Raw genomic sequence first — 23,070 nt, 5'->3', positions numbered from 1 at the left:
GCAGATTAACGCAGGGTCAAAAGAAAACTAGCTGGGAGACTACAGTATGCGTACCCGCGCCGCCGTCGCCGTTCAGGCCGGAAAACCGCTTGAGATCATGGAAGTGAACCTCGAAGGCCCCAAAGCGGGCGAGGTTCTAGTCGAGATCAAGGCCACCGGCATTTGCCACACCGACGAATTCACGCTGTCAGGCGCTGATCCCGAAGGGCTGTTCCCCGCGATCCTAGGTCACGAAGGCGCAGGCGTTGTTGTCGAAGTTGGCCCGGGCGTCACCTCCCTTAAGCCGGGCGATCACGTCATTCCGCTCTACACCCCGGAATGCCGCGAGTGTGAATATTGCCTGAGCGGCAAGACCAACCTGTGCCAAGCGATCCGCGAGACCCAGTGGCCGCGGCCTGATGCCTGACGGCACCTCGCGCTTTTCGACACTCGATGGCGATCCGATCCTGCACTACATGGGCTGTTCGACCTTCGCCAACCACACTGTCTTGCCCGAGATCGCGCTGGCCAAGGTGCGTGAGGACGCGCCGTTTGACAAGATCTGCTACATCGGCTGCGGCGTGACCACTGGTATCGGCGCCGTTCTGAACACGGCCAAGGTGGAAATCGGCAGCCGCGCCATCGTGTTCGGCCTGGGTGGTATCGGCCTGAACGTGATCCAGGGCCTGCGTCTGGCAGGTGCGGATCAGATCGTCGGCGTTGACCTGAACCCCTCCAAGGTGGAAATGGCCACCAAATTCGGCATGACCGATTTCGTCAATCCGTCAGAGGTCGAAGGCGATATGGTCCCCTATCTCGTCAACCTGACCAAGGGCGGCGCAGATTACACATTCGACGCCACAGGCAATGTCGGCGTGATGCGTACCGCGCTGGAAGCTGCGCACAAGGGCTGGGGTGAATCGATCATCATCGGCGTGGCGCCTGCAGGCGCTGAAATTTCGACTCGTCCTTTCCAGTTGGTCACCGGTCGTTCGTGGCGCGGGACCGCGTTCGGTGGTGCCCGTGGGCGCACCGACGTTCCAAAGATCGTCGACTGGTACATGGAAGGTAAAATCGAAATCGACCCGATGATCACTCACACCATGGGGCTAAATGATATCAACAAAGGTTTCGATCTGATGCACGCGGGTGAATCGATCCGTTCGGTTGTATTGTATTAACCTTCACACATCCCAAGTGCGTCACGTCGCACAGAGACAAATTTTGCAGGGAGGCTTGGAGACGAGCCTCCCTTTTTAGATGGGTGGGCCTCCCTCGAACTCATCAGGCAGTCGGAGCATCTCTAGCAGCTCGTATTATGATATAAATACACTCAAGAAGGCGAGTAAGTTGATTGTGTTGGCTTTCGGGAAATGCGCTTCGAACGAAAACGAAAGTAGATCGTCCATAAGCCACATGTATCCTTTGGATGTGCAATCTTCTGATCCGCTGACACTGCCAAGTGTGTGAATCTAGCTATACTGACTCACGTGGATTTTGAGTAGACGTAAACAAACTCCCTAAAACCAGGTTGTCATTGTGACGATCGACCTCGCGTTTTTTTTGCGTTGCCTTACTGCGTGCCTCAAGCTGCTGTAACGCTTCTTTTTGCCCGAATGCCTTTCTCAAACGCCCCATTGCGTCCAACTTCTTTGCGCGCACCTGAGCCAGCTCAGTATTCAACAACCGACGAGTACGTGACTCCCACCCACGCCAAAGAACATCGACACCCACCATTTGGACCGAGAGTGTTTGTTGGCTTTCTGACATTGCCGACACGACCTGTGCATCAAGACGATTGAGCTGACCCTGAATTCTAGTTTCTTGTCGCAAAATGTCTTTAATGGCCTCATATTCCTGAATGTATTTTGCCTCGCAAACCTGAAGCAATCGACTGAGGTGTTCCGTTTTTCTCAAATTCTACCTCGTGCTTTCTTGCGTACATTTTCCGCAAACCGAATAGCTGCGGCCACCGGCTGGTAGTGTTCCTCGGCGATTTCCTGACCAATTTCGACAGTGGCATGTAGCGCGCGTGCAGTTGGTGGATCTTGCTGAATGGGCACCCCGTTTTCATTTGCCACTTGCCGGATCTTTGCCGCGACTTGGTCGACACCTTTTGCAACACATACCGGCGCCGCCCCCGGCAATCGCGACCATTTTAGTACCACTGCATAGTGAGTGGGGTTTACAATCACGACATCCGCAGTTGGTACATCCGCCATCATCTGGTTCATTGCAATTTGCTGACCCTTTTGACGTCGCTGTTGCTTCATGTGCGGATCGCCTTCGCTGTCCTTCGTTTCGTCGGTGACTTCCTTTCGGCTCATGCGGTTTTTGCGGATATGTTCAAAATACTGCCAGATGTAGTCAACTGACCCGATCAAGAGTGCGATCGCCAACACTAAGAAAAGAAACCGAAAAACAAGCTTCAACATCAATGGAACCACGATACGCGGTTCGACTCCTGTCATTGAAACGATGTCGCTCATGTTGAGGCGCAGAAAGACACCCAGGCTCAGCGAGTAGAGCGACAACTTGATGAAGCTTTTTGCAAACTCAAACAGTCCGGCCCGCCCGAACTTGTTTTTTGCATTTGCAATCAACGAGATACGAGACAGTTTTGGCTTTACTTTACTTGCCGACACAACAAAAGCTCGTTGCGCGACGACGGACAAAATAACTGCAACCATGGGTATCGCAAACAATGGCAAGATCGAAAGGCCAATCGAACCGATCATACCGCCAGCGGGGCCTGGCGACGGGCCTTCGACCAACAAGCGCGACAGACTTTCAGGCTGGTCCAAGAAAACGACCAACGTTGTTCCCAGCGACAAAGCGGAAGAACTGCCTAATGTTAGAAACGCCAGCATCATCCCAGCATAAGCTGCAACGATCGACAGATCGGCCGACTTGGCGACCTCGCCTTTTTCCCTGGCCTTTTGAAGTTTCTGCGGGGTTGGATCGAAGGATTTTTCGGTGTCTTCGTCCAAATTGCTCATGGTTGCCCCTGGACCGGGTTAGTGAGGAACCCATTCATGGCGTCCACCCAGATTGTTAACAGCAGTGGGGTTGTCGCGAACAAAAGGAAGAGCCCGCCAAGCGTGATCGCCGGCGCCCCAACAAACGCAACCATGAGCTGAGGCATCGCCCGGTTAATGACGCCCATTGCTAGGTTGTAAAGCAATGATGCAATCACGAATGGCGCAGCCAAAGCAAACGCCAGGAAAAAACCGACGCCACTTGCCTGATGCCCCAAGGGGTTAAATCCGCTGCGTTCGGAAACAGCCCCACGGGAAAAAGAGAATAACTCAGGATGACGTATTCCGCTACTTTGACATGCAGTCCTGTCATCACTGCAAGCGTCAACCCGGAAACAACCAACAGAAATCCCATTGCCGGCACCGGCTCCACAGCGGCGCCACCCAAAATTTGAGACAACGACGTGGCTTGAGCTGCGATTGAACCTGCCGTCTGCAATGCCAAAACAAAGAGTCGAACGACGAGGCCAAGGACCAAACCTATGGAAACTTCCGTCAAGAATATCATCACAAACGCATAAAAATTTTGAACGACAAATCCTGAGCCCAAGGCCGGGGCGACAATGACTGAGAATGCAATTGCGACAGCCATCTTGACGCGCGTTGGTACAGTACGTTCTCCAAAAGCCGGAATGACGGACACCATCGCCGAAACCCGGAACAAGACGACAAGAAAATGCCAAAGTTCTGTGGACAAATATTTGGGCAAGTCGCTGCCAATTGCATCAAGCATGAACCATTCCCACAAGGGCAGGACGTGCTTCAAGTCCAATTTCCTCGAACGATAAAACCGGATTGGAAATACCGCGTGCACGCATAACCGTCCGAAGAAATCGGCGTCGGCGTGTGGACGTCACGATCGCAGGGAAAATTCCACTCTCCGAGGTCTTTTCGATTTGTTCACAAACCCGATCGGCCAATTTGTTAAACAAATCTGGAGGCAGCGCGATGTCTATACCGCTCGACCCACTATCAACCTGATATGCAGTAAAGGCGTCTTCCCATTCCGGAGCCAACTGCACTAGGGGAATTGATCCATCTGCGCGCTTCATCTCGGCCACAAGTTGGAAGCCCATACGGTGACGAACCAATTCACAAATCGCTTCAGGTTGTGTCGTTACCAATCGCGCTTCAGCTATCGTTTCCAAAATCAATGGCAGGTTTCGGATGGAAACTCTTTCATCCAAAAGCAATTTTAGTACACTGTGAAGTGTGTCCACGGGGACTTTGTCGGGCACCAATTCGTCCAACAATTTGCGATTTGCTTCCGCTCTTGCAGGATCGCTGAGCCGCGTCATCTCTTCGAGTAACCGACGCAGCGACTTGAGGGTTAATAGGCGAGAAAAATTTTGTTTGATAACCTCAAGTAAATGGGTCGCCAAGATTTCGGCCGGGGAAACGATAGTTGCTCCCGATAGAGCTGCGTTTTCCTGGTCTCCGGGTGCGATCCAGCGCGCCGGAGCCCCATAAACCGGCTCAGTTACATCCGCTCCTTCGGGTAGCGAAGCGAAACCGTCGGGAACAAGAGCCAAAACAAGATCAGGATGTAAAACACCTCTTGCTTGCTCGACCCCTTGAACCCTAATGACGTAGGTACCCGCAGTCAGTTCCGCCTGATCAGTCAGCCGAATGTCTGGAAGAATAATTCCGAATTCGGACGCGACATGGGTACGCATATTAGCTATGCGAGCGTCCAAACCAGTCCCTGGGTCCAGAACCATCCCGACTAAATCGAGCGAAAACTCCAAATGGACGTCATCAATGTCAAGAATATCGCCCAGCCCACGTCTCTTCGGCTCCTGTTCCGATTGAACAACGGCGTTTTCCTCTGCTTCCATGTCTTTTCTTCGTTGTAGATACAGCCAATAGGACGCCGCCCCCAAAGCCCCGCTGCCTAAAATAAACGGCAAAAATGGCAAGCCAGGCACGAGCGCGAACAATCCCATCAGCACACCTACAGTTGCCAATGCCGCAGGATGGCGACCAAGTTGATTCAACAACGCCAAATCGGTTGCGCCCTGCATTCCTCCGCGCGCGAGGAGTAAGGCGGACGCAATCGAGATGATTACAGCCGGAATTTGGGAAACCAGCCCATCACCAACAGTAAGTATTGCATAGGTTTCGAAGGCCGCAGAAATGGGCATTTGATGAACGACAACGCCCATCACCAACCCCATCACTAAATTAAGCATAGTGATCAGCAGACCAGCAATAGCATCACCTTTAACAAACTTTGATGCCCCATCCAGGGATCCAAAAAGGTCGTTTCCTGTTGTTCTCTTTCCCGGCGTTCCTTCGCTTGCTCGTGATCAATGGCACCCGCTGACATGTCACTGTCGATAGCAAGTTGCTTTCCTGGCATTCCGTCCAACGCAAACCGAGCGCCAACTTCCGCCATACGCGCTGCGCCCTTAGTTATGACCATAAAGTTAACGATCAATAAGACGCCGAAAACCACCAACCCTAGAAAAACACTACCGCCCATTATGAATTGAGCAAAACCTTGAATAACACCACCCGCTGCACTGGGACCAGTGTGCCCCTGGCCGATAATTAACTTAGTTGAAGAAATATTTAGCGAAAGCCTCAACATAAGAGACGCAAGTAATATTGTTGGAAACGCAGAAAAATCCAATGGTCGTTCAATAAAAAGGGTGATCGTGAATATGAGAATGGCCAATGCAAAAGACGCAGCCAAACCAACGTCCAACACCCAAGCCGGAACCGGCAAGATCATCATGATGATCACCGTCATCAATGCAATGGCTAATAGAACTGTTGGGTTGAGAAAGGAGCTAATGTATAGTTTCGGCATGTCAGTCAACTGATATTAGTAGGGGTGATCTATTTTTGGCACCCAAGTATACCAAAGAGCCTAGCTCGCTCTTACCGTAGCCAATCAAAGGCACACTACCTGACCTAGTAATGGGTCCTCCATCCTGAAACTCATCCGACACGGTTTGCGCCACATTCAGTTGTGATTTCTCATTTTCGTATTTCTCCACATAGGTGTCCGCAAACTTTTTATTTCTGGAATGATAGGCACCGACGGCTTCAGTCCAACTTCCAAATTCAAAATTCAGTTTAGCAATAAAACTTGCCGCATACATCGCATTTTTCTTTGGGTCAAACATCTCTTCAATAGATTTAAATGCAGAGCCGTGCCATTTATAGTTTATTTGAAAGCATCCCAAATCAAAATTTCGAGCTCCCTTCTTAAACCTAGAGAAAATAAATGATCTAGCTTCACCCTCGCTTGAAAACCAATATCCTTTGCCACCTATGTTAACCACCCACGGCCAGGGCAGTTTTTGGCCAAAAAAATCACGGCCTGTTTCCACGCGCGCAATCGCCAACATCACATCTTGCGGGACGTCATAAACCTTTGCGGCAAGTAGTGCTGCCGCATCGCACAAACGGCTTGCACCCTCTCTGTTTTCCATTGATTCCAAATGGTCCGGGGAAAACAATACAAGCGGAACAGCCAGAGAGATCCGCAAATAGGATGAATAACAAATTTTTCTTGGTTTCTCCAAGACTCAATCCCTGCTTTAAACTCTCGGCTATGTCAGGCCTTTTTTACTAGATGATGAACCTTGACGCTTTCCTAAGAAATACATTTTGCGTGAATCGAATGTCTCTACTCGATAGACGTTAAGAGCTCTTGCACGGTCGACCGAACTTCCTCGCTTTTGTTTACAAGACTCTTGACTTCGGTCAGCTTTGACAAGGTTACAGTTTCACCACGATTTTGAAGTCTCTGCGTCAACTCTGCGGCCCGGCTATACTTATTGCTCCCTGATGGCATGCGTTCCCAATTTGCCATCAACCAGTAGTTCCTGGATGCTTCTTCAACTTTTCCTACGCTTTCCAATTGGTCGGCGGCGGCAGACAGCTTGCCCAATTGGATTAGCGCGTCCGCTCGCAGAGACGCGGCTATTGCTCCTGGCACCTCTAATAGTTCGAGCTGTGCTCGGTGAGGCAGATTTAGTCCCAAAGCGGCCCTTGCGCGTAAAATTTTCCAATTTTCCAGTGCGCTTTTTTTGGCTGCCGTTCCAACAGATCCATAGATTGCGTAAAGAAGCCCAATTCGATCAGTCGGGAAGCAACGACATCGATGGTTTCATCCTTTAGGACTTCCGAGCGCTCATGATCGATATCTAATCCAAACCTCAGAAAGGATACGTTGTCTCCCCTTTCCGATAATAGGGTAAGAATTTGGTTCAAAGTTTCAGGATCTCGGTCTGCTGATCGGTCAGAGAGTGCATTGAAAGCATCATTGAAATTTCCACCTAAGGCCAGGGCAGTGATGTAAGCGGCGCGAAGACTACTACCAAGCTCATCATTCCGATATTCATAGGCATATGTTTCCAATAACTTGGCGTCAACTTCCTCAAACCCTTGCCGCTTACGCCAGCGTTCTTCAACTAATGATATTAGTGCCCTGGGAGACTGATCAGATTCACGTGTGTCTCCGACAATTTCTTCCAGCTTGTCCTGATATTCGTCGGCGCTTTCCTTTGATTTCTCTATCTCAGCCTCAACTATCAATGATTCTGGCTCCAAAACTGGTTGAATTCTATTGATAACTCTTAAAATTGTGCGTGCGGACGCCATGTCACCGGCTTGTACAAATAAGTCAGCCAACCTTGGGCCTAAGTGTATCTGCAAGTGTTCAGGCAACTTCGAGAACGTAGTCATGATCGATTGAACATCGGCAGTCGAAGACAGTTCTCCGTCAGCTAACAACGACCACATCGGCACTGCCCCGTCGCAGCTTTGTAAACCCTGTAGCAGAACTGAAGTTTCCAGCGGCAACTCATCTATTAGCTCGGCCAGCATCAACAAATTCGTCGAAGTTTGAGTGTTCTCTGATAGTAAAGACAACATTTGCGCGGCTTCTCTACCAAAACCAAAATAGGTGTATTTCTGCGCCAAAGTAGAAACGGCGTTCACATCGATGGCACCGGCCGCGTCAAAAATAACGTTCCGTAAGGAACCAATGTTTTCCGCGAAGTTTCTTTGGATCTTCCAATTTGAAACGTCCAAACCTTCACCAGCGCTACAATCCACTTCACGCGTCAATGATCTCCTCTTACTTGGGGGCGGCGAATTATTTAATTCAAATGCCGAGGAAATCCGAAAGTTGTCGCCTAAATTGCTCAACTCTCCTGCATTCGTCTCCGGCTTTGAGGATTCTGCACTGGATCGAAGCGACGTTTCCAAGTGGTGAAACATCGAGAAGATCCTGATCGACTGCGCGCGAAAGCTCCGCGAGAAGCCTCAGTTCGGTTTGACGAATACTGTCATAGGAGGTTTCTGAGTTACTTCGGTTTTTGGGGCCACTGGAGTCTACGATCTCAGTGAGTTCCGAGGGATTATGGGTCGGGTCGCGGAGGAAACTTGACGTGTCTCTTTGCAACGAAGAAACAACAATTGGCAACTCGAGGGATCCGGTTTCCGGTAAGGTTGCCTGACGAATATCGACAACCAAGAATGTACCGGCCTCCACAAACGTGCTTGCAACACAATGGCAGCCGTAAGTCAGCAATAGCGCCTCGCCCGGCTTCTTTTGTTCTAGTTGATCCAAACGGCCACGCGGAATGCGGGAGAATACGCTCGAAACGTCGAAAACGACATCCGGCAGTTCCACGGTAAGGCCCCCTCCACCTTGATTCGGATCAAAAGACCAATTTGTTCCTTTGGGTATCTTGACTACAAGCCGCGTGAAATCTGTGTGTTCACCTGACCGTACAATCAATCGCTCAGCAACCGCAGGGATCGCCTGAAGTGAGAAACCAACTATGAGCAAGAAGATCCGGATCATGCCGCTTCCTGTTTGATTGCCTTCAGGGCCTCTTCCAGTTCGGCGAATCCCGGGCGAATATGGGATGGGGTGTTCTGCCTTCCCACTTCGATGCAAATGGCTGCAGCGTGATTGTGTAAGTTTGCTACCAGCACTTCGCGTATCAGGTGGTAGAAATGACTGTCCTCTTCGACGACGGATTTGACCTTGGAGGCAAATGGTCCAACTAGGCCATAGGCAAGAAAAACACCCAGGAAAGTCCCGACCAAAGCACCCCCAATCAGTTTTCCCAACACTTCAGGAGGCTGATCAATTGATCCCATTGTCTTAATGACACCCAAAACGGCAGCCACAATACCCAAAGCAGGCAAACCGTCTGCAACTGTCTGCAACGCATGACTAGAATGCAGAGCGTGGTGCAGATTGGCATCCATTCGCTTTTCCAACACTTCTTCAACCTGATGTGGATCGTCGTAGTTCATTGAGGCCGAGCGCATCGTGTCGCAAATCAGATCTACAGCTTCCTTGTCTGCTTGAATCTTGGGATATTTGGAGAACAGACTGGAATTCTGCGGATCTTCGATGTGTTGTTCAACTTCAACCGGATTGCTTCGGGCAATGCGGATCAACGCAAACAGGAGGCATAGAAGATCGCGATAATCATCCGGCTTCCACTTAGCCCCCTTAAAGACCTTGGCCATGTCTTTTGCGGTATGCTTGACACCTCCCATATCATTGCTGATCAAAAAGGCACCGATGGCCGCCCCTCCAATCATCATCATTTCAAACGGCAGCGATTTGAGGATGATGGCCATTTTCCCACCTGCGGCGAGGTAGCCTCCAAAAACCATCGCAAAGATGCAAACGATCCCGATGATTCCGATCATATCAGTACTCCGAATTCAGTCTGTAGCTTCCAGAAAGATTGAAAATTGCGGCGGCGCAGTTCAGTCTTTGGGGACGTTGGCATTTCGCCCCGCTAGAACAACACTTATCGTGTAGGCAGCATTTGGGCTGAGGCCCGCCATGACACCGGCAGCAACTTCGGGGCGCATTCTAGCCAAAAATCCGGCGGCAAACTCTGGGTCCATTTCCTCGAATAAGGCCGCAGATTCTTTTGGCTTCATCTGCTCGAAAACGTCGGTCAGCCGAGACAAGTCGTTTTCTGCTGCAACATCGGCCAAAGCAATCGTTTCGCGCAATGCTTCTTCTGCCCTGGTGAGCTCCACCAGCTTCCTTTCGATAGCTTCATCCGCAACGGCCAAAGCCTTGCTCCGCTCCTCGAATTGGAGCTCCCGACGCCTCAGAGTGTTTTCTCTCTGCTGCAAGGCGGCCAAGAGCTTTTCGTAGCCTGGCGAAGGTGAGTTAGGAACCAACCCATTTGAAGGGTTCGGTTGTTCCGGCTGTTCAGCAATTTCGCGTGCGATGGCAGGGCCTGCTTCTAGGCCAAGCCGTAATACTGCCGATCCAATCATGAGAACCGCAATTACCGACAAGGCACCGTTTTTGGATAGGTTCTGGGCACTCATGAACCGGCCCTCAGCCCATGGCGATCTCGCCTAGAGAACATCAGCCCCGCACTATTTGAATCCGTTGCGGTTTTCTCAGATGTTTCGCGACTTGACTGAGTCTCCTCTTGCCTGCATTCCGAATTGGCGTCTGGCAATTTTTCAGATTCATCAAATGAGACATCGTGCATGGACGCCATCAACAACTCCAAACGTCCGGCTGCGGCCTCAGCCTTTGACGTCAAATCGCCCAAAGCCACGTTTGAACTGTCCGAAGCGTCCTTGGCCGATTTAAGGGTGCTGTTGAGGTCGTCAACTTGAGCTGCCAGCAAGGCCACAGCCCCGCCAACCCCTTTTTCCAGATCATTAAATCGCTTCAAGCGCTTCGCCAGAACAAAACAATACAGCCCGGCACCCAAAGCTCCGGCAGCAAGAAGAATATCTGCGATCAGTTCCAATTGATTCTCCTAGTTCAGCACAAATTCAATGACCAGAAGGTCGCGTACACGCCCCTTACCGGCCACTATTCCAATTCGGCGCAGCATTTGGCCGCGCAACCTGGTCAACGCGAGTGAATCCTTGAGATCGGAAATTTCCAGTGCGCGAAGGTAACCGTTCAAAACATCCAGAATTCTCGGTCGTATCTTTTCAACGTCAGAAAAGTACTTTGATGGAACTTCGAGCTGTGCATGGAACCGCAGCTGATGATCCGCTTCGCCATTTGTCAGCGTGATCATAATCGGAGACAAATCAACGTATTCGATGTCACTGACAGATTCCAAAGTGGTGGTGTCGCCTGTCGCCGCGACGTGACCTTTTGGCGTCTGAGATGCTTGGGTCCCGGAATCAGCCCGGACGTGGTCACAAAATACCCTGCACCGGCACCGGCAAGGCCAAGTACGATCCCGACGATCAGCGGTAACTTTCCGCTCTTTTTATCTGGTTCCAGTTCGTCCGCAGTGACGTCAGCCATGTCGCACCCTCTTCAAGTTCGCGATCCTTCATAGCTCGTCAGGAACTAACCGATTGTTAAGGCCAATCGCGCAATACAGACAGTGAGCCGCGCAGAAAGCCGGTAAGACGGAGGGTAACGTGCAGCAGATCAGAACTGTCTGGGCAAGTTTAGACAAAAAGAAGCAAATCATCGTCGTAGGGGCCGCAATGGCAATGATCCTTGCGACTTTGGCGATGTCACGAATCGTGGCTAACCCCAGTATGCAACTACTGTATTCCGGCTTGGAAAGCGGCGCGGCAGGTGATGTCGTTCGATCTCTGGAGCAACGAGGCGTCCCGTACGACGTGCGTGGTGGGTCGATTTATGTACCCTCGGCTCAACGAGACGAGCTGCGCATGACCCTGGCCAGCGAGGGTTTACCCGCGAACGGTGGACGCGGATACGAATTACTAGATTCCCTCAATGGCTTTGGAACAACGTCTCAAATGTTTGATGCCGCGTATTGGCGCGCAAAAGAAGGCGAGTTGGCCAGAACCATTGTGGCATCTCCTCATGTCGGGCAGGCTCGCGTGCACATTGCGAACAATTCCTCTTCGCCGTTTCAGCGAAACTTGGAACCGACTGCTTCGGTCTCGGTGATCCCCAGCGGAAGCCCGATCACCCCGACCCAGGCAAATGCCATTCGGTTTCTAGTTTCCAGTGCTATCAGCGGCCTGACGGTTGACAACGTCGCAGTCATCGACGCCAACGGCACTTTGATCGGCTCTCCAGAGGCGACCGCCGCTGCAAGTTCAGCTGACGACCGGGCGCAACAAATGAAAGATAGAGTACTCCGATTGATCGAAGCGCGGGTCGGCAAAGGGAATGCAGTTGTTGAAATCAGCGTAGAGACAGTCACTGAAACTGAATCCATTAGAGAACGACGCTTCGATCCCAACGGCAGAGTAGCGGTCAGTACCGATGTGGAAGAACGATCGGATAACTCAAAAAATCAATCCGGCGACGTGACTGTCGCGTCTAACCTGCCCGACGGAGACGCTGCAACGGGCGACGAATCCAATTCATCAACCAGCGCGTCGCGCGAGAGAGTGAACTATGAAGTTTCTGAAACAGAAATGGAAATTCTACGTGTTCCCGGTGCCATTAAGCGCCTGAGTGTTGCCGTTCTCGTGAACGGTAGCTCCACCAGCGCCTCTTCAGCTGAACCGAGCTTTTCTCCGCGCTCAGAAGAAGAACTGGATGCATTGCGGGAATTGGTTTCATCTGCAGTGGGGTTTGACGCCGACCGTGGCGACGTCATCACGATCAAATCTATGGAACTACCATCCGTAGAACCACTGGGCAGCACCGCTACACCTTCCTTGTTTCGGGGAATGCATCTGGACCTGATGTCTCTCATTCAGATCGCCACTTTGGCAATCGTCACTCTTGGGCTGGGTTTGTTTGTTGTTCGCCCAATCCTGAACAACTCAGCCCGCCTAGAGCCGCTGTCTCTTGCCTTGCCCCCGGCCCAGAAGAACAATGCTGCGCCTTCGGTGGAGCAGCTCCAACAAACCGGCCTAACTGGCGAGATTGCAACATCGGACGGAGAGCAGTTTGCGCCCCTTCAGGTTTCGTCAACGGCCGGAACAAGACAACTGGGAAACATCGATGGAACGGCCGTTGAAGACCCGGTTGATCGGTTGAGGTCAATGATCGGAGACAAGCAGGAAGAAACTGTCGAGATCCTGCGCAGCTGGCTGCAAGAAAGCGAGGAGAAAGTTTAATGTCGATTGCCCATTTACTTGAAGACTTCGAAATCGCGGCCAAGGCGGTTGGACCCTTGCAAATGTTGGACGAAGATGCACTTGAAGAACATCGCCTCTCGGCATTTGAACAAGGCTACACCGCAGGGTGGGACGATGCTGTCTCTGCTCAAGCCGAAGATCACGTCCGCGTTTCCGAAGCTCTTGGGAAATCCCTCGAAGACCTTTCGTTTACGTATCACGAAGCGTTAGCCCAGATGACGCTTTCGCTCGAGCCGATGTTCAACAGTCTGGTTGAGACTGTGCTGCCCAACATGATCGACACATCGTATTGCCAGCACATCGTCGACGAACTTAAGTCGATGGCGAACGAGCAAGTAGCTCAACCAGCATTGCTTGTGGTCCCATCCGGTGTGAGTAGCGAACTTAAGTCGGCATTGGATCGCGAATTTTCTGTTCCTGTACAACTAGTTGAAGAGTCCAGCCTACCTCCGGGACAAGCCTACCTGAGAGTTGGAACGGCAGAGAGAGAGGTCGACTGCGCAGCGTTGTTGGATTCGATTTCCAATGCGATGGACGCATTCCTGAATCAGGCAACCGAGGAGTTAGAAATTGGATAGCGAACCCAAAAACAATTCAGACAATGGCAACCCGTTTACATCCGTTCCCATTGAAATCTTGGTATCCGTCGGACGCGCCCGTCCGCTGATAAAAGATCTAGTCGGGTTGGGTGAAAACGCAGTTCTGACTCTCGACAAAAGGGTAGAAGATCCAGTCGAGCTCTATGTCGGAGGAACACTTGTCGCCCGAGGTCAACTCGAGGAATTGAGCGGAGAGCAATCCGGACAACTCGCCGTACGGCTGACGGAAATCACAGATCTACAGAGTAGGTTGGGATGAGCACCAATCAATGTTGCAAGATGCTCGTGTTGGCTTTTTCTGGGTTGGCCTTGATCTTCCCCAACTCTGTCTTTGCACAGGAATTATCGATTTCCTTCGGAGAAGGCGGTTCGCTTTCAGGTCGCACGATACAATTGATTTTGTTGATCACGGTTCTGAGCCTTGCACCCGGCCTTGCGATCATGGTCACGTGCTTTCCGTTCCTGGTGACTGTGTTGTCAATCCTGAGGCAGGGGATTGGCTTGCAGCAATCCCCACCCAACATGCTGATCGTCAGCTTGGCCCTGTTTCTAACCTACTTCATCATGGAGCCAGTGTTTACCGAGGCCTGGAATACAGGCATTCGGCCATTGACCGAAGAAACCATGGAGCTTGAGCCTGCGTTGAACAACGCGATTGTTCCCTTCAAGGAGTTCATGTCAGCACGCATTGACCCCGACACTTTTGAATCAATGACCTCACTGCGTGAGCACACCGCATCAACAGAGTTGTCACCCGATGCCCCAATCTCAGTTTTGGTGCCCTCTTTTTTACTCTCTGAAATCTCGCGAGCCTTTCAGATTGGCTTTTTGGTTTTTCTGCCCTTTCTAGTAATTGACTTGGTTGTAGCAGCGGTTCTGATGTCCATGGGTATGATGATGGTGCCCCCAGCAACTGTTTCTTTACCGTTCAAACTTGCCTTCTTTGTCATTGCTGACGGATGGTCATTGATTGCAGGAGCACTCGTGCGGAGCTACAGCCCTTAGCCGCTCTCACGTCGAGAGGGGGAGCTTTGAAGGCATTAAGTGGCGTGCAACTGGAACGATTTGCGGTTACTTGAGACAATTGTCCTTGAGTTTCTCAACAATTGTTCAAGCGGCAGTACATGCCACGTTGGTTTACTCACGCAGGCCGCATCCGGGGCATGCAAACCGCGCATCTCCAAAAAACTTGAAAAATTCCATACGCCTAACTAGAGTAACGCTGGGGAAGCTGCGAAATATTCAGCAGAAAATTTGTACGGGAGGTGCCTATGAATACCTCTGTTAAGTGCGTATTGGTGACGTTCCTGTGTTTTTGCTTCTCGCATTTTGGCCAAAACACATTTGCGCAAGACACAATTCATTGCACGTCGCCGACGTCTCAGGAGCAAGTAGCTCCGCCTGTTGTTGATGAAAATGGCATCTTCAAAAATTACCGCTGCTTTCCAACGGATGTTTCAATAGCGGTAGATACTCAAACGTCGCAAATGTCTCTAAAAGCGTTTTTGCACCTGAATTGGCCGGTATCTGACAATAGTGGGCGGCCGGACTATACTAAGTTCATTGGCCAACAAGGCGAGTTCGACAATAGCCCAGTCTGGGAGACGTGGCCGACCAAGACCGCAATTTTCCGCGGTGGGAACACGCTCCCCTCAAAATGGGGCGACTTCGAAGACGTTTTGCCCGAATCCTGCCGGTCATTGGATATCGCTGCGGAAAAGGCCCTATATCCGCATCGCGAGACCGTACCAGCCGTGCTGCCACCGCGATTTTTGACACGTACAAAAGACCCCCAAGGTCACTATGTCATAGACCAATCCGGCGAGCCTCTGCGCTTCGAAGTTGCAATGAATCGGATTGCGTATGATTACATCGTCAAGAACAACCTGTTTAGTGACCAGGGTCGCCAAAAGTGGAAGGCGAGCCACCAAAGTCAGGATGGCTCGGGGACAGATCCAAAGAGCCTCGTTTCTTTTCCTTTCGGCGAATTCAACGGCAAAATTCCTGGGAGCGACCTCTCCGGCGCTGTGCGCGGAGCGATAGTTACAAAGGCCGCCTGGAAAATCCTTGCCGATGTCGACGATCCTGACTTGTTCCACAAGGCTTGGGCCTATGTGCAGCCGATCAACGCACAAGGGGTTTTGCAGGATTCCTGCCATCTGAAAGCAGTTGGTCTTGTGGCGATGCACATCATCTACAAGACAAAAAACCTTGATAACGACTGGGGATGGGCAACGTTCGAACATACTTGCGCTGCGCCCCACGAAAATGAGTTGCAACGATTGAGTACGGCTCAGGGTTCAGATGGCGTCGCCTCGACTTCTGAACAATGTCCAAATGGCTGGCTGTTTTATCAGCCGGATTGCAGTGACTGCCTGCCAGTCAATCAACCTCCGGGTTCTGGTCCTGGTACTAAGCCATCACAGATTCTCGCAGATTGGGAACCGCTCTACTATTGCGAGACATGCAACACATTCGACGATCATGCGTCGGAAATTTTGAAGGATTCTGTGTGGGCCAAGTACCAATTTGTTGGAACTCAATGGCGGGATGTCAGTGACAATGGAGCGCCCTCACCCACCCACCTCAGCAGCTCGATCCTCGAGGCTTACTTGAAACCCAACACCAGCTGTATCGGATGCCATCAAGGCGCGGGATTTGATGGTGTCAAAGGAGCCGCAGACTCAGTTTTCATGTTTTTCAGTGCGTCATCCAAACCCAAAAAATAGGAGAAATACAATGAGTGTCAAAAGTGAAGGCGAGATTATCAACGCCGGGATCGCACAAATGGTTGCCAATCCGGAATTGAAAACCCAATTCATGGAAGCCATGAGCGGGTCCAAAGAAGAGATTGCGCAGTTCTACATCAAGAACTTCAACGCACCCCCGGAATTGGCCAATTCACTCGCGGCGGAGGATGGCGAGGGCCTCTGGACCTACATTGGCGAACGCGTTTGCGTAGACCTTTGGTAATTGATGATCGTCCCTAACGCCGCACTGAGAGAAATCAAAAAACAGTTGCCGCCAAGTATTGTTTCGCCCGAAGCATTTCGGGCGGCACAAATCGTGGTTGAACGCCTTCCAGACGCTGCTTCGGCATTCGGATTGGAACTTCGACTGGCTCCCGGTTCCGGTGATGTTGATTTAGCCGTCGCGCTAGATCAAAGCGATGGTGGTTTGATCAAGGTCAGTGAATACTTGCAATCTTATCGCCTCGAGATCGAGGCAGAGGACCTCATTCGGCAAAAGCTTGAAAACTTCTTCACTGATTGGGCGACGCCCGGCGGTGTTTTGGATCGTATGATTTCACACGCGTGGCTGGAGTACGACGTAGATCGGTCTGATAGCAACCCCCTGCAGCCCGGCATCTTCATAGCTTTTCACAAGGACGCCCTATCCCGGGGAGAAAGCCAAGTAAGAAACGGAATAGAAAGAGCGCTGACTAGTTTACTGGGATGCGCTGATCAGGCGCGTATTCGCGCAAGCCAGGTCATTGAACTGCAACAAAAGTTCCCAGCAGGGGTGGAAGTCGTTCACCTCGGCGTCTTGCTTTCACGCGCAGAAAACCATGTTCGCGTGGTGTTTCGAGCGGAAACGTCGGAATTGATCATGAACTCGCTCAGAGCAATTGCCTGGCCAGGATCAATCAGCGCTGTTCAAGATTGGTTTGATGGTGCCAGCGATTCAGTGTTCCCAACGATGGTCCATATTGAAGTTGGCGATCAGCTGTCTCTAAGAACTGACATTGAGTACCGGACTGCTGGACTTTCTAAGGCTAGCGGCCACAATTTGTTGAGCGATCTCGCTTCGCGCGGCCTTTGTTGTCCACAAAAACAAAACGACCTTGATGGTTGGATCGGCTGGAATTTTTCCGAATGGTCCGAAATTGCGCCTTCGGGCGTATGGAAAACGCTTCATCATCTCAAGCTGACATTCAAGCCAAACCAAGATCCAATCGCCAAAGCCTATCTGTGGGTCAGCGCGGGTCAGAACCCGTTGGATTGGATTGCAGATCAAATGACGGAAATGGACAATGCTTGAACTAAGCAACGCGACAGAGTTACGGCGCCAAGAGCCTTTGAGCTGGTTCCGTGCGACGCGAAAGGACAACGGAGCAGCCGTCATCCTGAAGGTCGTTGATATCTCCGAACTTCCGACCGAAGACGTTGAAGCCTTTCAGCAAAAGATAAGCGCAGTCCATCAACTTAATGATCTGCCAGAGGTTCACTCTTGGACGATCGAACACCAATCGGGAAAGCTTCAGCTTGTCACCGAAGATTCCACGGGAACTACATTACGCGAGCTACTGAAATCCGCCGGTCCGCTGAACCTGGCAGATTTCCTGAATGTTGCGACATCCATTGCCGAGACGCTGAGTAAACTGCACGAAAGGCAAGTTGTTCTCTGCAATCTCAGCCCCGACAGTGTCCTCGTTGACAAAAACGACTTCAGTTCAAGGTTCTTTGATCTGGACGCCGCGTTGATTGCAGAGCAACAACCGATAGCGACCGACTTTGGCGGAGCCCAACTGGAATATCTCTCTCCAGAGCAGACCGGGCGCACTAAACACCAAGTTCAAGCCAGTTCGGATTTATACTCTCTAGGCATTCTTATGTACGAATGCTTGTCTGGTGCCCCGCCCTTCACTTCGTCTGATCCGTTGGAGCTAAGCCATGGGCACATCGCTGTAGAACCGAAACTGTTGGTTGACGTCGAGCCAGGAGTTCCGGACGTCATTTCCGCGATCACTGACAAGCTTTTGGCCAAAGAACCAAGCGAACGATACCTGAGCGCAAAGGGCCTTTTCGAAGATTTGTCCCGATGCCGAACGATGCTTGCGCAGCAAGGCGAAATTACGTGGTTCGATGTTGCGGAGATGGACGAACAGTCGCGGGTTTCGATACCAGAACGTCTTTATGGTCGATCGGCCCAATTGGACCTGCTTCACAGTCTATGGGAAAAGACCCAAGAAGGCAGCGCCGAGTTTCTTTTTGTCGAGGGTCCGTCGGGTATCGGCAAAACGACCCTGATTGAAACCGTAGCCGATAGGGTCAAGGCAAGGGGGCAAGGGTCATTTGTCTCAGGGAAATTCGATCAGTTGTTCAATGTTCCCTACAAAGCCTTTTTTGAATGCTTCACAGCGTTGGTTCGCCAACTTTTGGCTCAAGATCCACAACGGTTGGAACATTTGCGACCAGAATTGCTGCAAGCTCTATCTGGCTCTGGCCGCCTTTTGATCGAAGCCGTGCCAGACCTCGAGACGGTACTGGGAGAACAACCAGCTCTCGAGGATCTGCCCCCTACTGAACGGGAAAACAGATTCAAACTGATCTGCCGACAATTTTTTCAAGTATTTGCCAGCAAAGATCACCCGCTGACTGTCTTTGTGGATGACCTGCAATGGGCAGATGCGGCGTCACTGAACTTAATCGAATACCTGATCTCTGATCCTGGCAGCAGCTACATCTACTTTGTTGGCGCACACCGACCGCAAGGCTCGGCTGCCTTGTCAGCGCTTAAGGCGTCTATTGCCAATCTTGGGCAGGCCAATATTCACCACCTCGCCTTGACCCCACTCGGGCGCGAAGATGTCGTCCAATTGTTGATGGACACGTTTGGTGTCCCCAAAACTGAACTGGTCGATGAACTGGTGGAAATCTGCCTGGAAAAAACTCAGGGCAATCCATTCTTCCTAAGGCAGTTCTTGTTGAAGCTCGACGAAGACAGCCTTATCGGGTTCGATTTTGAATCCAACCGATGGGAATGGCAAAACGATGAAATTAAACAGCTTTCCATACATGAAGACGTCGCTCTTTTGTTTGCGGAAAGATTGCAGATGTTGCCCCCGGACGTACTCGATCTCGTGCAATGGGGTGCTTGTCTGGGCAACAGATTCGAGATTGAAACAATTGCTGTAATAAAAGACGTACCCGCAGAAGACATTCGAGCTGGGCTTAAGTATGTCATTCGGCAAGGACTGTTGTTAGAGGCAAACCCACATCGTCTGGACAAGAAGCGTGCGCCTGCGGCTGAAGCAGCAACTCTTGAATTCGCGCACGATCGTATTCTCGAAGCTGTTTACGCATCACTACCCGAAGACGCCCAGTCTCGACGCCACTTCAAAATCGGAACACTCCTTGATGACCAGATCAGAAGCGGAGGGAGTGACGAAAGTGTATTTTCAGCCCTAAACCAGCTTATTCGCGGCTTTGCTCACATTAATGAGCACCCTTCTCCTCAAAAAATCGCTGAGCTCTTTTTGTCCGGCGCGCAAAAAGCAAAGTCAAAAGCTTCGTACGAACTTGGCCTAGCCTATTTGAAGCACGGGCTTGAACTGCTCCCGGCCGGGAGTTGGAATTCCGACTACGATCTCGCCTACAGATTCCATCTGGAACAGATGGAATCTGAATACCTGAACGGCAATTTTCACGCTGCTGACAAGCTCTTTGACATACTCAAGAAAAACTCGAAGACCACCATTGAAAAACTGACGGCCTACAACCTTAACGTCCAGATGCTGACCTATATGACAAAATTCTCGGAAGCGATTGCCTCTGGGATTGAAGGTTTGAAGCTAAACGGCATTAACATCGCATCTCCATTTTTGCCGACGTTCCTTGCCGAAGTGATCAAGGCAAAGAGGTCCGTCAAAAGGCTGGGCGTGGAGAATATCTCCAATTTGCAAGCGCTCGATAACCAAGAGGTCGAAAAGTCTTTGGAGATCATGAACTCCTTGGCAACCCCGACATTTCTTACGGACAAGAACCGCTTCATCATCAATGGGCTGAAGATGTTCAACCTGACGATGAAACACGGCATGTCGGTTTATGGCCCAAACTCTGTCATGATGTACGGCGTGGTGAACTCGGCTGCGTTCAGTAATTTTGATGCCGCCTATGACATCGCGGTTCCCGCCATGCAACTTGCCCGAGATAACAACACCAGCTCTCTTGGTCGCGGGCGGATATTTTTTGTTGAGGGGATGCTCATCAATTGGCTGAAACGGCCGCTCTCGGAGTCGATCGATCTTTTTGAGAAAGGTTTGGCCTACAGTTGGGCATCGGCGGATCTTGCATATGTAGGATACCATTACTTCGGCATTCTTCGCGCGTTGTTCAGCAGCGGTGCTCCGCTTCGGCAGATAAAAAGCAAGCTGCAAGAGTTCGAACCCGAAGCTCTGCGACTACGGTCCGATGAGCTGACAACAACGGTCCAAACGTTCGAACGATACCTTTACCACGCGACAAACGACCGAGGTGAACTCTCCCTGACCGAAGAAGACCTGGATCTTGAAAGCTCGATGGTTAGCGATCAGGGTATTGGCGTTTTCTGCTTGTGTTTTTCGCACCTTGCTACCGTGTTTAACGACCCGGAATTGAATGCAAGGCTTCTCACCAAACTGGAAGGAATGGACGAATACGTCACTACAGGATTCTACTACGTGGACTACCTGTTTCAATACTCTCTACATTTGAGCCGTACCATTCAGAGCAGCGATAACTCTGAAAGGCGCAAACAAAAGCGGAAACTCAAAAAGCTCTTCGCAAAGTTGCACAAGATCGCAATGGCCGCTGACGACGCGCAATCACATAAGGCCATGTTGGTAGCCGCAGAGGTGCAACGCCTCTCGGGCAACTTTGATCTGGCAATGACCAGGTACGACGAAGCGATCTCAATTGCCAAAAAAACCGGAGTTACGATGTCGCCGCCATCGCCGCGGAAAGAGCGGCGGAAGCAAATCTCGAGCGCGGACACCGCACCGCCGCAAGCTCGTACTTGAGCGAAGCGATTGCGACCTACCAAAATTGGGGAGCAACAGCGAAAGTCGCCCAATTGCGCAACCAACACCGCGACCTCATTGAGAGCAGGATCGAGCATGCTCCGTTTGAGCGCCAACTTTCGTCTCTACAAGTGCTCAGCAACCTTGATATGGCGTCCGTACTGAAAGCCTCTCAAGCGATTTCGGGTGCAATTATGCAAGACGAATTGCTGCAACAGCTGCTGAAGATTGTAATTCAGAATGTCGGTGCTCAAAGAGGTCTGGTTCTGCTGCGCAATGATGGTGAATTGATCGTCGAAGCGGAGGGAAGAAGCGATTGGACCGAAGTTCGGAAGCGTGCCAGGAAAATACGTGATGACGGCGAACTGTTGGACGATGTTCCCAATACGGTTGTGCGCTACGTCCAAAGAACTCAAGCCGTTCTCGTTCTAGACAATGCGAGTATCGAAACACCATTCAGCGACGATGCCTATTTCAAAGATAAACCTCCTTGTTCGGTGCTATGCGCGCCAATTCTCCTCCATGGTGAACTTGTAGGCATGATTTACTTGGAAAATGCCCTGTCTACCGGAGCGTTCACCCCAGACCGGTTGGCCGTTCTGGAGATACTAAGTTCTCAGGCGGCAATTTCGATCAAAAACGCGTCGCTCTATTCAGATATGAAGAACCTGAACCAAGCCTACGAACGGTTCGTCCCACGTCAATTCATCGCTTTGCTCGAGAAAGACAGCATTACGGATGTCCAACTGGCAGATCATGTTCAGCGCCAAATGACCATCATGTTTGTAGACGTGCGTGATTTTGCAGCACATTCAGAAAAGATGGACCCAAAAGAGAACTTTGAATTCATCAATGCCCTGCTGGGAGAAATGGATCCCATTATTAGCAAGTATTCCGGGTTCATCGACAAGTACTTAGGCGATGGGATTATGGCTTTGTTCCCAACCGGAGCAACGGATGCGGTTTCCTGCTCCATTGAAATCATTCGCGCAATTGAACTTTTTGACGATCATCGCCAAAGAACGGGTGCAGAGCCGGTCAGGATTGGCATCGGTGTGCATACCGGGTTGATGATGCTCGGCACAATTGGTGGACAGGACCGCATGGATGGAACTGTGATCAGCAGCGCTGTCAATCTAGCGTCAAGGTTGGAGAACCTTACCAAAGTTTACGGCACCTCGATTTTGATCAGCGGGGATGCGTTTAACCATCTTGGTCAGGACTGCCAGAAGTTCGACATTCGTGAAATTGACCGAGTGAACGTCAAAGGGATGTCAGAAAGCACAACGGTGTTTGAAGTTAAAGGAACAAGCAAAGAGGCTCAAAGTGCTACAAGCGCTGCCATGCCATCCGAGTTCGAGCAAGGACTGGATCTCTTCCGCCAGAACCGGTTCAACGAGGCTAGGCAGCTCTTTTCCGAAGCCCTGCAATCCAACCCAAACGACCCCGTAGCCAAGCTTTATATCAAGAGATGCGCAGAAAATGCAGAAGAGAGCACAATGTCCAATTGAACATTGCGCGAACCGCCGACGTTGAAACGATGACTAGGCGAAGTCTTCAATAACCTACGTTTGCTGCCGAGCGATGCTCGATTTGTATCAACACATACCAATTGGCT

Annotated in this window: 18 protein-coding genes and 3 pseudogenes; 10 read left to right on the top strand and 11 right to left on the bottom strand. The window is 51.0% G+C overall.

Translation table 11 applies throughout. The features are described from left to right. The first annotated feature begins 46 nt into the window (after positions 1-46). Positions 47-1,160, top strand: a pseudogene (locus tag ACZ1HE_RS01710) (S-(hydroxymethyl)glutathione dehydrogenase/class III alcohol dehydrogenase). A 295-nt stretch (positions 1,161-1,455) separates the two neighbouring features. Here ACZ1HE_RS01710 and ACZ1HE_RS01705 read toward each other — a convergent pair. The 11 genes and pseudogenes from ACZ1HE_RS01705 to ACZ1HE_RS01655 form a co-directional block, all read right to left on the bottom strand. Next, complete coding sequence (locus ACZ1HE_RS01705; RefSeq protein WP_472619290.1) at positions 1,456-1,896, bottom strand: hypothetical protein; 441 nt, start codon at positions 1,894-1,896, stop codon at positions 1,456-1,458. After that, the gene (flhB, locus tag ACZ1HE_RS01700; protein WP_472619289.1) at positions 1,893-2,978 is read right to left on the bottom strand and encodes a flagellar type III secretion system protein FlhB; all 1,086 of its coding nucleotides are present in this window, start codon (positions 2,976-2,978) and stop codon (positions 1,893-1,895) included. The genes ACZ1HE_RS01705 and flhB overlap by 4 nt, the downstream gene beginning before the upstream one ends. Next, positions 2,975-3,663 (bottom strand): annotated as a pseudogene (locus ACZ1HE_RS01695) (flagellar biosynthetic protein FliR). Before ACZ1HE_RS01695 ends, flhB begins: the two are co-directional and overlap by 4 nt. 79 nt (positions 3,664-3,742) lie before the next feature. Next, positions 3,743-5,832: pseudogene (gene flhA / locus ACZ1HE_RS01690) on the bottom strand (flagellar biosynthesis protein FlhA). 1 nt (position 5,833) lies between these two features. After that, complete coding sequence (locus ACZ1HE_RS01685) at positions 5,834-6,553, bottom strand: transglycosylase SLT domain-containing protein (RefSeq protein ID WP_472619288.1); 720 nt, start codon at positions 6,551-6,553, stop codon at positions 5,834-5,836. Positions 6,554-7,004: 451 nt separating this feature from the next. Continuing rightward, a complete protein-coding gene (locus ACZ1HE_RS01680) occupies positions 7,005-8,102 on the bottom strand; it encodes a hypothetical protein (RefSeq protein WP_472619287.1) in 1,098 nt (365 codons plus the stop codon). A 37-nt stretch (positions 8,103-8,139) separates the two neighbouring features. Further along, positions 8,140-8,844 (bottom strand): hypothetical protein, encoded by a 705-nt coding sequence (locus tag ACZ1HE_RS01675; protein ID WP_472619286.1) that lies wholly within the window; start codon positions 8,842-8,844, stop codon positions 8,140-8,142. Next, positions 8,841-9,710, bottom strand: coding sequence for a flagellar motor stator protein MotA (gene motA, locus ACZ1HE_RS01670; protein WP_472619285.1), 870 nt, complete (start codon positions 9,708-9,710; stop codon positions 8,841-8,843). The genes ACZ1HE_RS01675 and motA overlap by 4 nt, the downstream gene beginning before the upstream one ends. Positions 9,711-9,770: 60 nt before the next feature. Continuing rightward, complete coding sequence (locus ACZ1HE_RS01665) at positions 9,771-10,352, bottom strand: MotE family protein (RefSeq protein ID WP_472619284.1); 582 nt, start codon at positions 10,350-10,352, stop codon at positions 9,771-9,773. After that, on the bottom strand, positions 10,349-10,789 hold the full coding sequence (locus ACZ1HE_RS01660) for a hypothetical protein (protein ID WP_472619283.1): 441 nt from the start codon (positions 10,787-10,789) through the stop codon (positions 10,349-10,351). Before ACZ1HE_RS01660 ends, ACZ1HE_RS01665 begins: the two co-directional genes overlap by 4 nt. A 9-nt stretch (positions 10,790-10,798) precedes the next feature. Continuing rightward, on the bottom strand, positions 10,799-11,113 hold the full coding sequence (locus ACZ1HE_RS01655; protein WP_472619282.1) for a flagellar basal body-associated FliL family protein: 315 nt from the start codon (positions 11,111-11,113) through the stop codon (positions 10,799-10,801). A gap of 310 nt (positions 11,114-11,423) precedes the next feature. Here ACZ1HE_RS01655 and fliF point away from each other — a divergent pair, with 310 nt between their 5' ends. The 9 genes from fliF to ACZ1HE_RS01610 all read left to right on the top strand — a co-directional run bounded on the left by fliF (position 11,424) and on the right by ACZ1HE_RS01610 (position 22,963). Continuing rightward, positions 11,424-13,052: a flagellar basal-body MS-ring/collar protein FliF gene (fliF, locus tag ACZ1HE_RS01650; RefSeq protein WP_472619281.1), complete on the top strand. Its 1,629-nt coding sequence runs from the start codon at positions 11,424-11,426 to the stop codon at positions 13,050-13,052. Beyond that, on the top strand, positions 13,052-13,651 hold the full coding sequence (locus tag ACZ1HE_RS01645; protein ID WP_472619280.1) for an ABC transporter ATP-binding protein: 600 nt from the start codon (positions 13,052-13,054) through the stop codon (positions 13,649-13,651). Before fliF ends, ACZ1HE_RS01645 begins: the two co-directional genes overlap by 1 nt. Continuing rightward, the gene (locus ACZ1HE_RS01640) at positions 13,644-13,931 is read left to right on the top strand and encodes a FliM/FliN family flagellar motor switch protein (protein ID WP_472619279.1); all 288 of its coding nucleotides are present in this window, start codon (positions 13,644-13,646) and stop codon (positions 13,929-13,931) included. Before ACZ1HE_RS01645 ends, ACZ1HE_RS01640 begins: the two co-directional genes overlap by 8 nt. 20 nt (positions 13,932-13,951) lie before the next feature. Continuing rightward, the gene (gene fliP / locus ACZ1HE_RS01635) at positions 13,952-14,677 is read left to right on the top strand and encodes a flagellar type III secretion system pore protein FliP (protein WP_472624315.1); all 726 of its coding nucleotides are present in this window, start codon (positions 13,952-13,954) and stop codon (positions 14,675-14,677) included. 266 nt (positions 14,678-14,943) lie between these two features. Then, positions 14,944-16,401, top strand: a complete 1,458-nt coding sequence (locus ACZ1HE_RS01630; RefSeq protein WP_472619278.1) for a hypothetical protein — start codon at positions 14,944-14,946, stop codon at positions 16,399-16,401. Positions 16,402-16,411: 10 nt separating this feature from the next. Further along, positions 16,412-16,645, top strand: coding sequence for a hypothetical protein (locus ACZ1HE_RS01625; RefSeq protein WP_472619277.1), 234 nt, complete (start codon positions 16,412-16,414; stop codon positions 16,643-16,645). Between the two features lie 3 nt (positions 16,646-16,648). Continuing rightward, the gene (locus ACZ1HE_RS01620) at positions 16,649-17,713 is read left to right on the top strand and encodes a hypothetical protein (protein WP_472619276.1); all 1,065 of its coding nucleotides are present in this window, start codon (positions 16,649-16,651) and stop codon (positions 17,711-17,713) included. Next, a complete protein-coding gene (locus tag ACZ1HE_RS01615; RefSeq protein WP_472619275.1) occupies positions 17,706-21,452 on the top strand; it encodes an ATP-binding protein in 3,747 nt (1,248 codons plus the stop codon). Before ACZ1HE_RS01620 ends, ACZ1HE_RS01615 begins: the two co-directional genes overlap by 8 nt. Beyond that, positions 21,449-22,963 carry an adenylate/guanylate cyclase domain-containing protein gene (locus ACZ1HE_RS01610; RefSeq protein WP_472619274.1) on the top strand — a complete coding sequence of 505 codons (1,515 nt, stop codon included), beginning with the start codon at positions 21,449-21,451 and terminating at the stop codon, positions 22,961-22,963. Before ACZ1HE_RS01615 ends, ACZ1HE_RS01610 begins: the two co-directional genes overlap by 4 nt. Positions 22,964-23,070: the final 107 nt, after the last annotated feature.

This window comes from Falsiruegeria sp. JB4-1 (assembly GCF_055693495.1).
This window is presented reverse-complemented; position numbering and strand designations above follow the sequence as displayed.

Bases quoted from the DNA above. Each gene is read 5' to 3' on its own strand.
- flhB (WP_472619289.1), bottom strand. From the start codon at position 2,978: ATGAGCAATTTGGACGAAGACACCGAAAAATCCTTCGATCCAACCCCG.
- ACZ1HE_RS01675 (WP_472619286.1), bottom strand. From the start codon at position 8,844: ATGATCCGGATCTTCTTGCTCATAGTTGGTTTCTCACTTCAGGCGATC.
- motA (WP_472619285.1), bottom strand. From the start codon at position 9,710: ATGATCGGAATCATCGGGATCGTTTGCATCTTTGCGATGGTTTTTGGA.
- ACZ1HE_RS01665 (WP_472619284.1), bottom strand. From the start codon at position 10,352: ATGAGTGCCCAGAACCTATCCAAAAACGGTGCCTTGTCGGTAATTGCG.
- ACZ1HE_RS01645 (WP_472619280.1), top strand. From the start codon at position 13,052: ATGTCGATTGCCCATTTACTTGAAGACTTCGAAATCGCGGCCAAGGCG.
- fliP (WP_472624315.1), top strand. From the start codon at position 13,952: ATGCTCGTGTTGGCTTTTTCTGGGTTGGCCTTGATCTTCCCCAACTCT.
- ACZ1HE_RS01630 (WP_472619278.1), top strand. From the start codon at position 14,944: ATGAATACCTCTGTTAAGTGCGTATTGGTGACGTTCCTGTGTTTTTGC.
- ACZ1HE_RS01625 (WP_472619277.1), top strand. From the start codon at position 16,412: ATGAGTGTCAAAAGTGAAGGCGAGATTATCAACGCCGGGATCGCACAA.
- ACZ1HE_RS01620 (WP_472619276.1), top strand. From the start codon at position 16,649: ATGATCGTCCCTAACGCCGCACTGAGAGAAATCAAAAAACAGTTGCCG.
- ACZ1HE_RS01615 (WP_472619275.1), top strand. From the start codon at position 17,706: ATGCTTGAACTAAGCAACGCGACAGAGTTACGGCGCCAAGAGCCTTTG.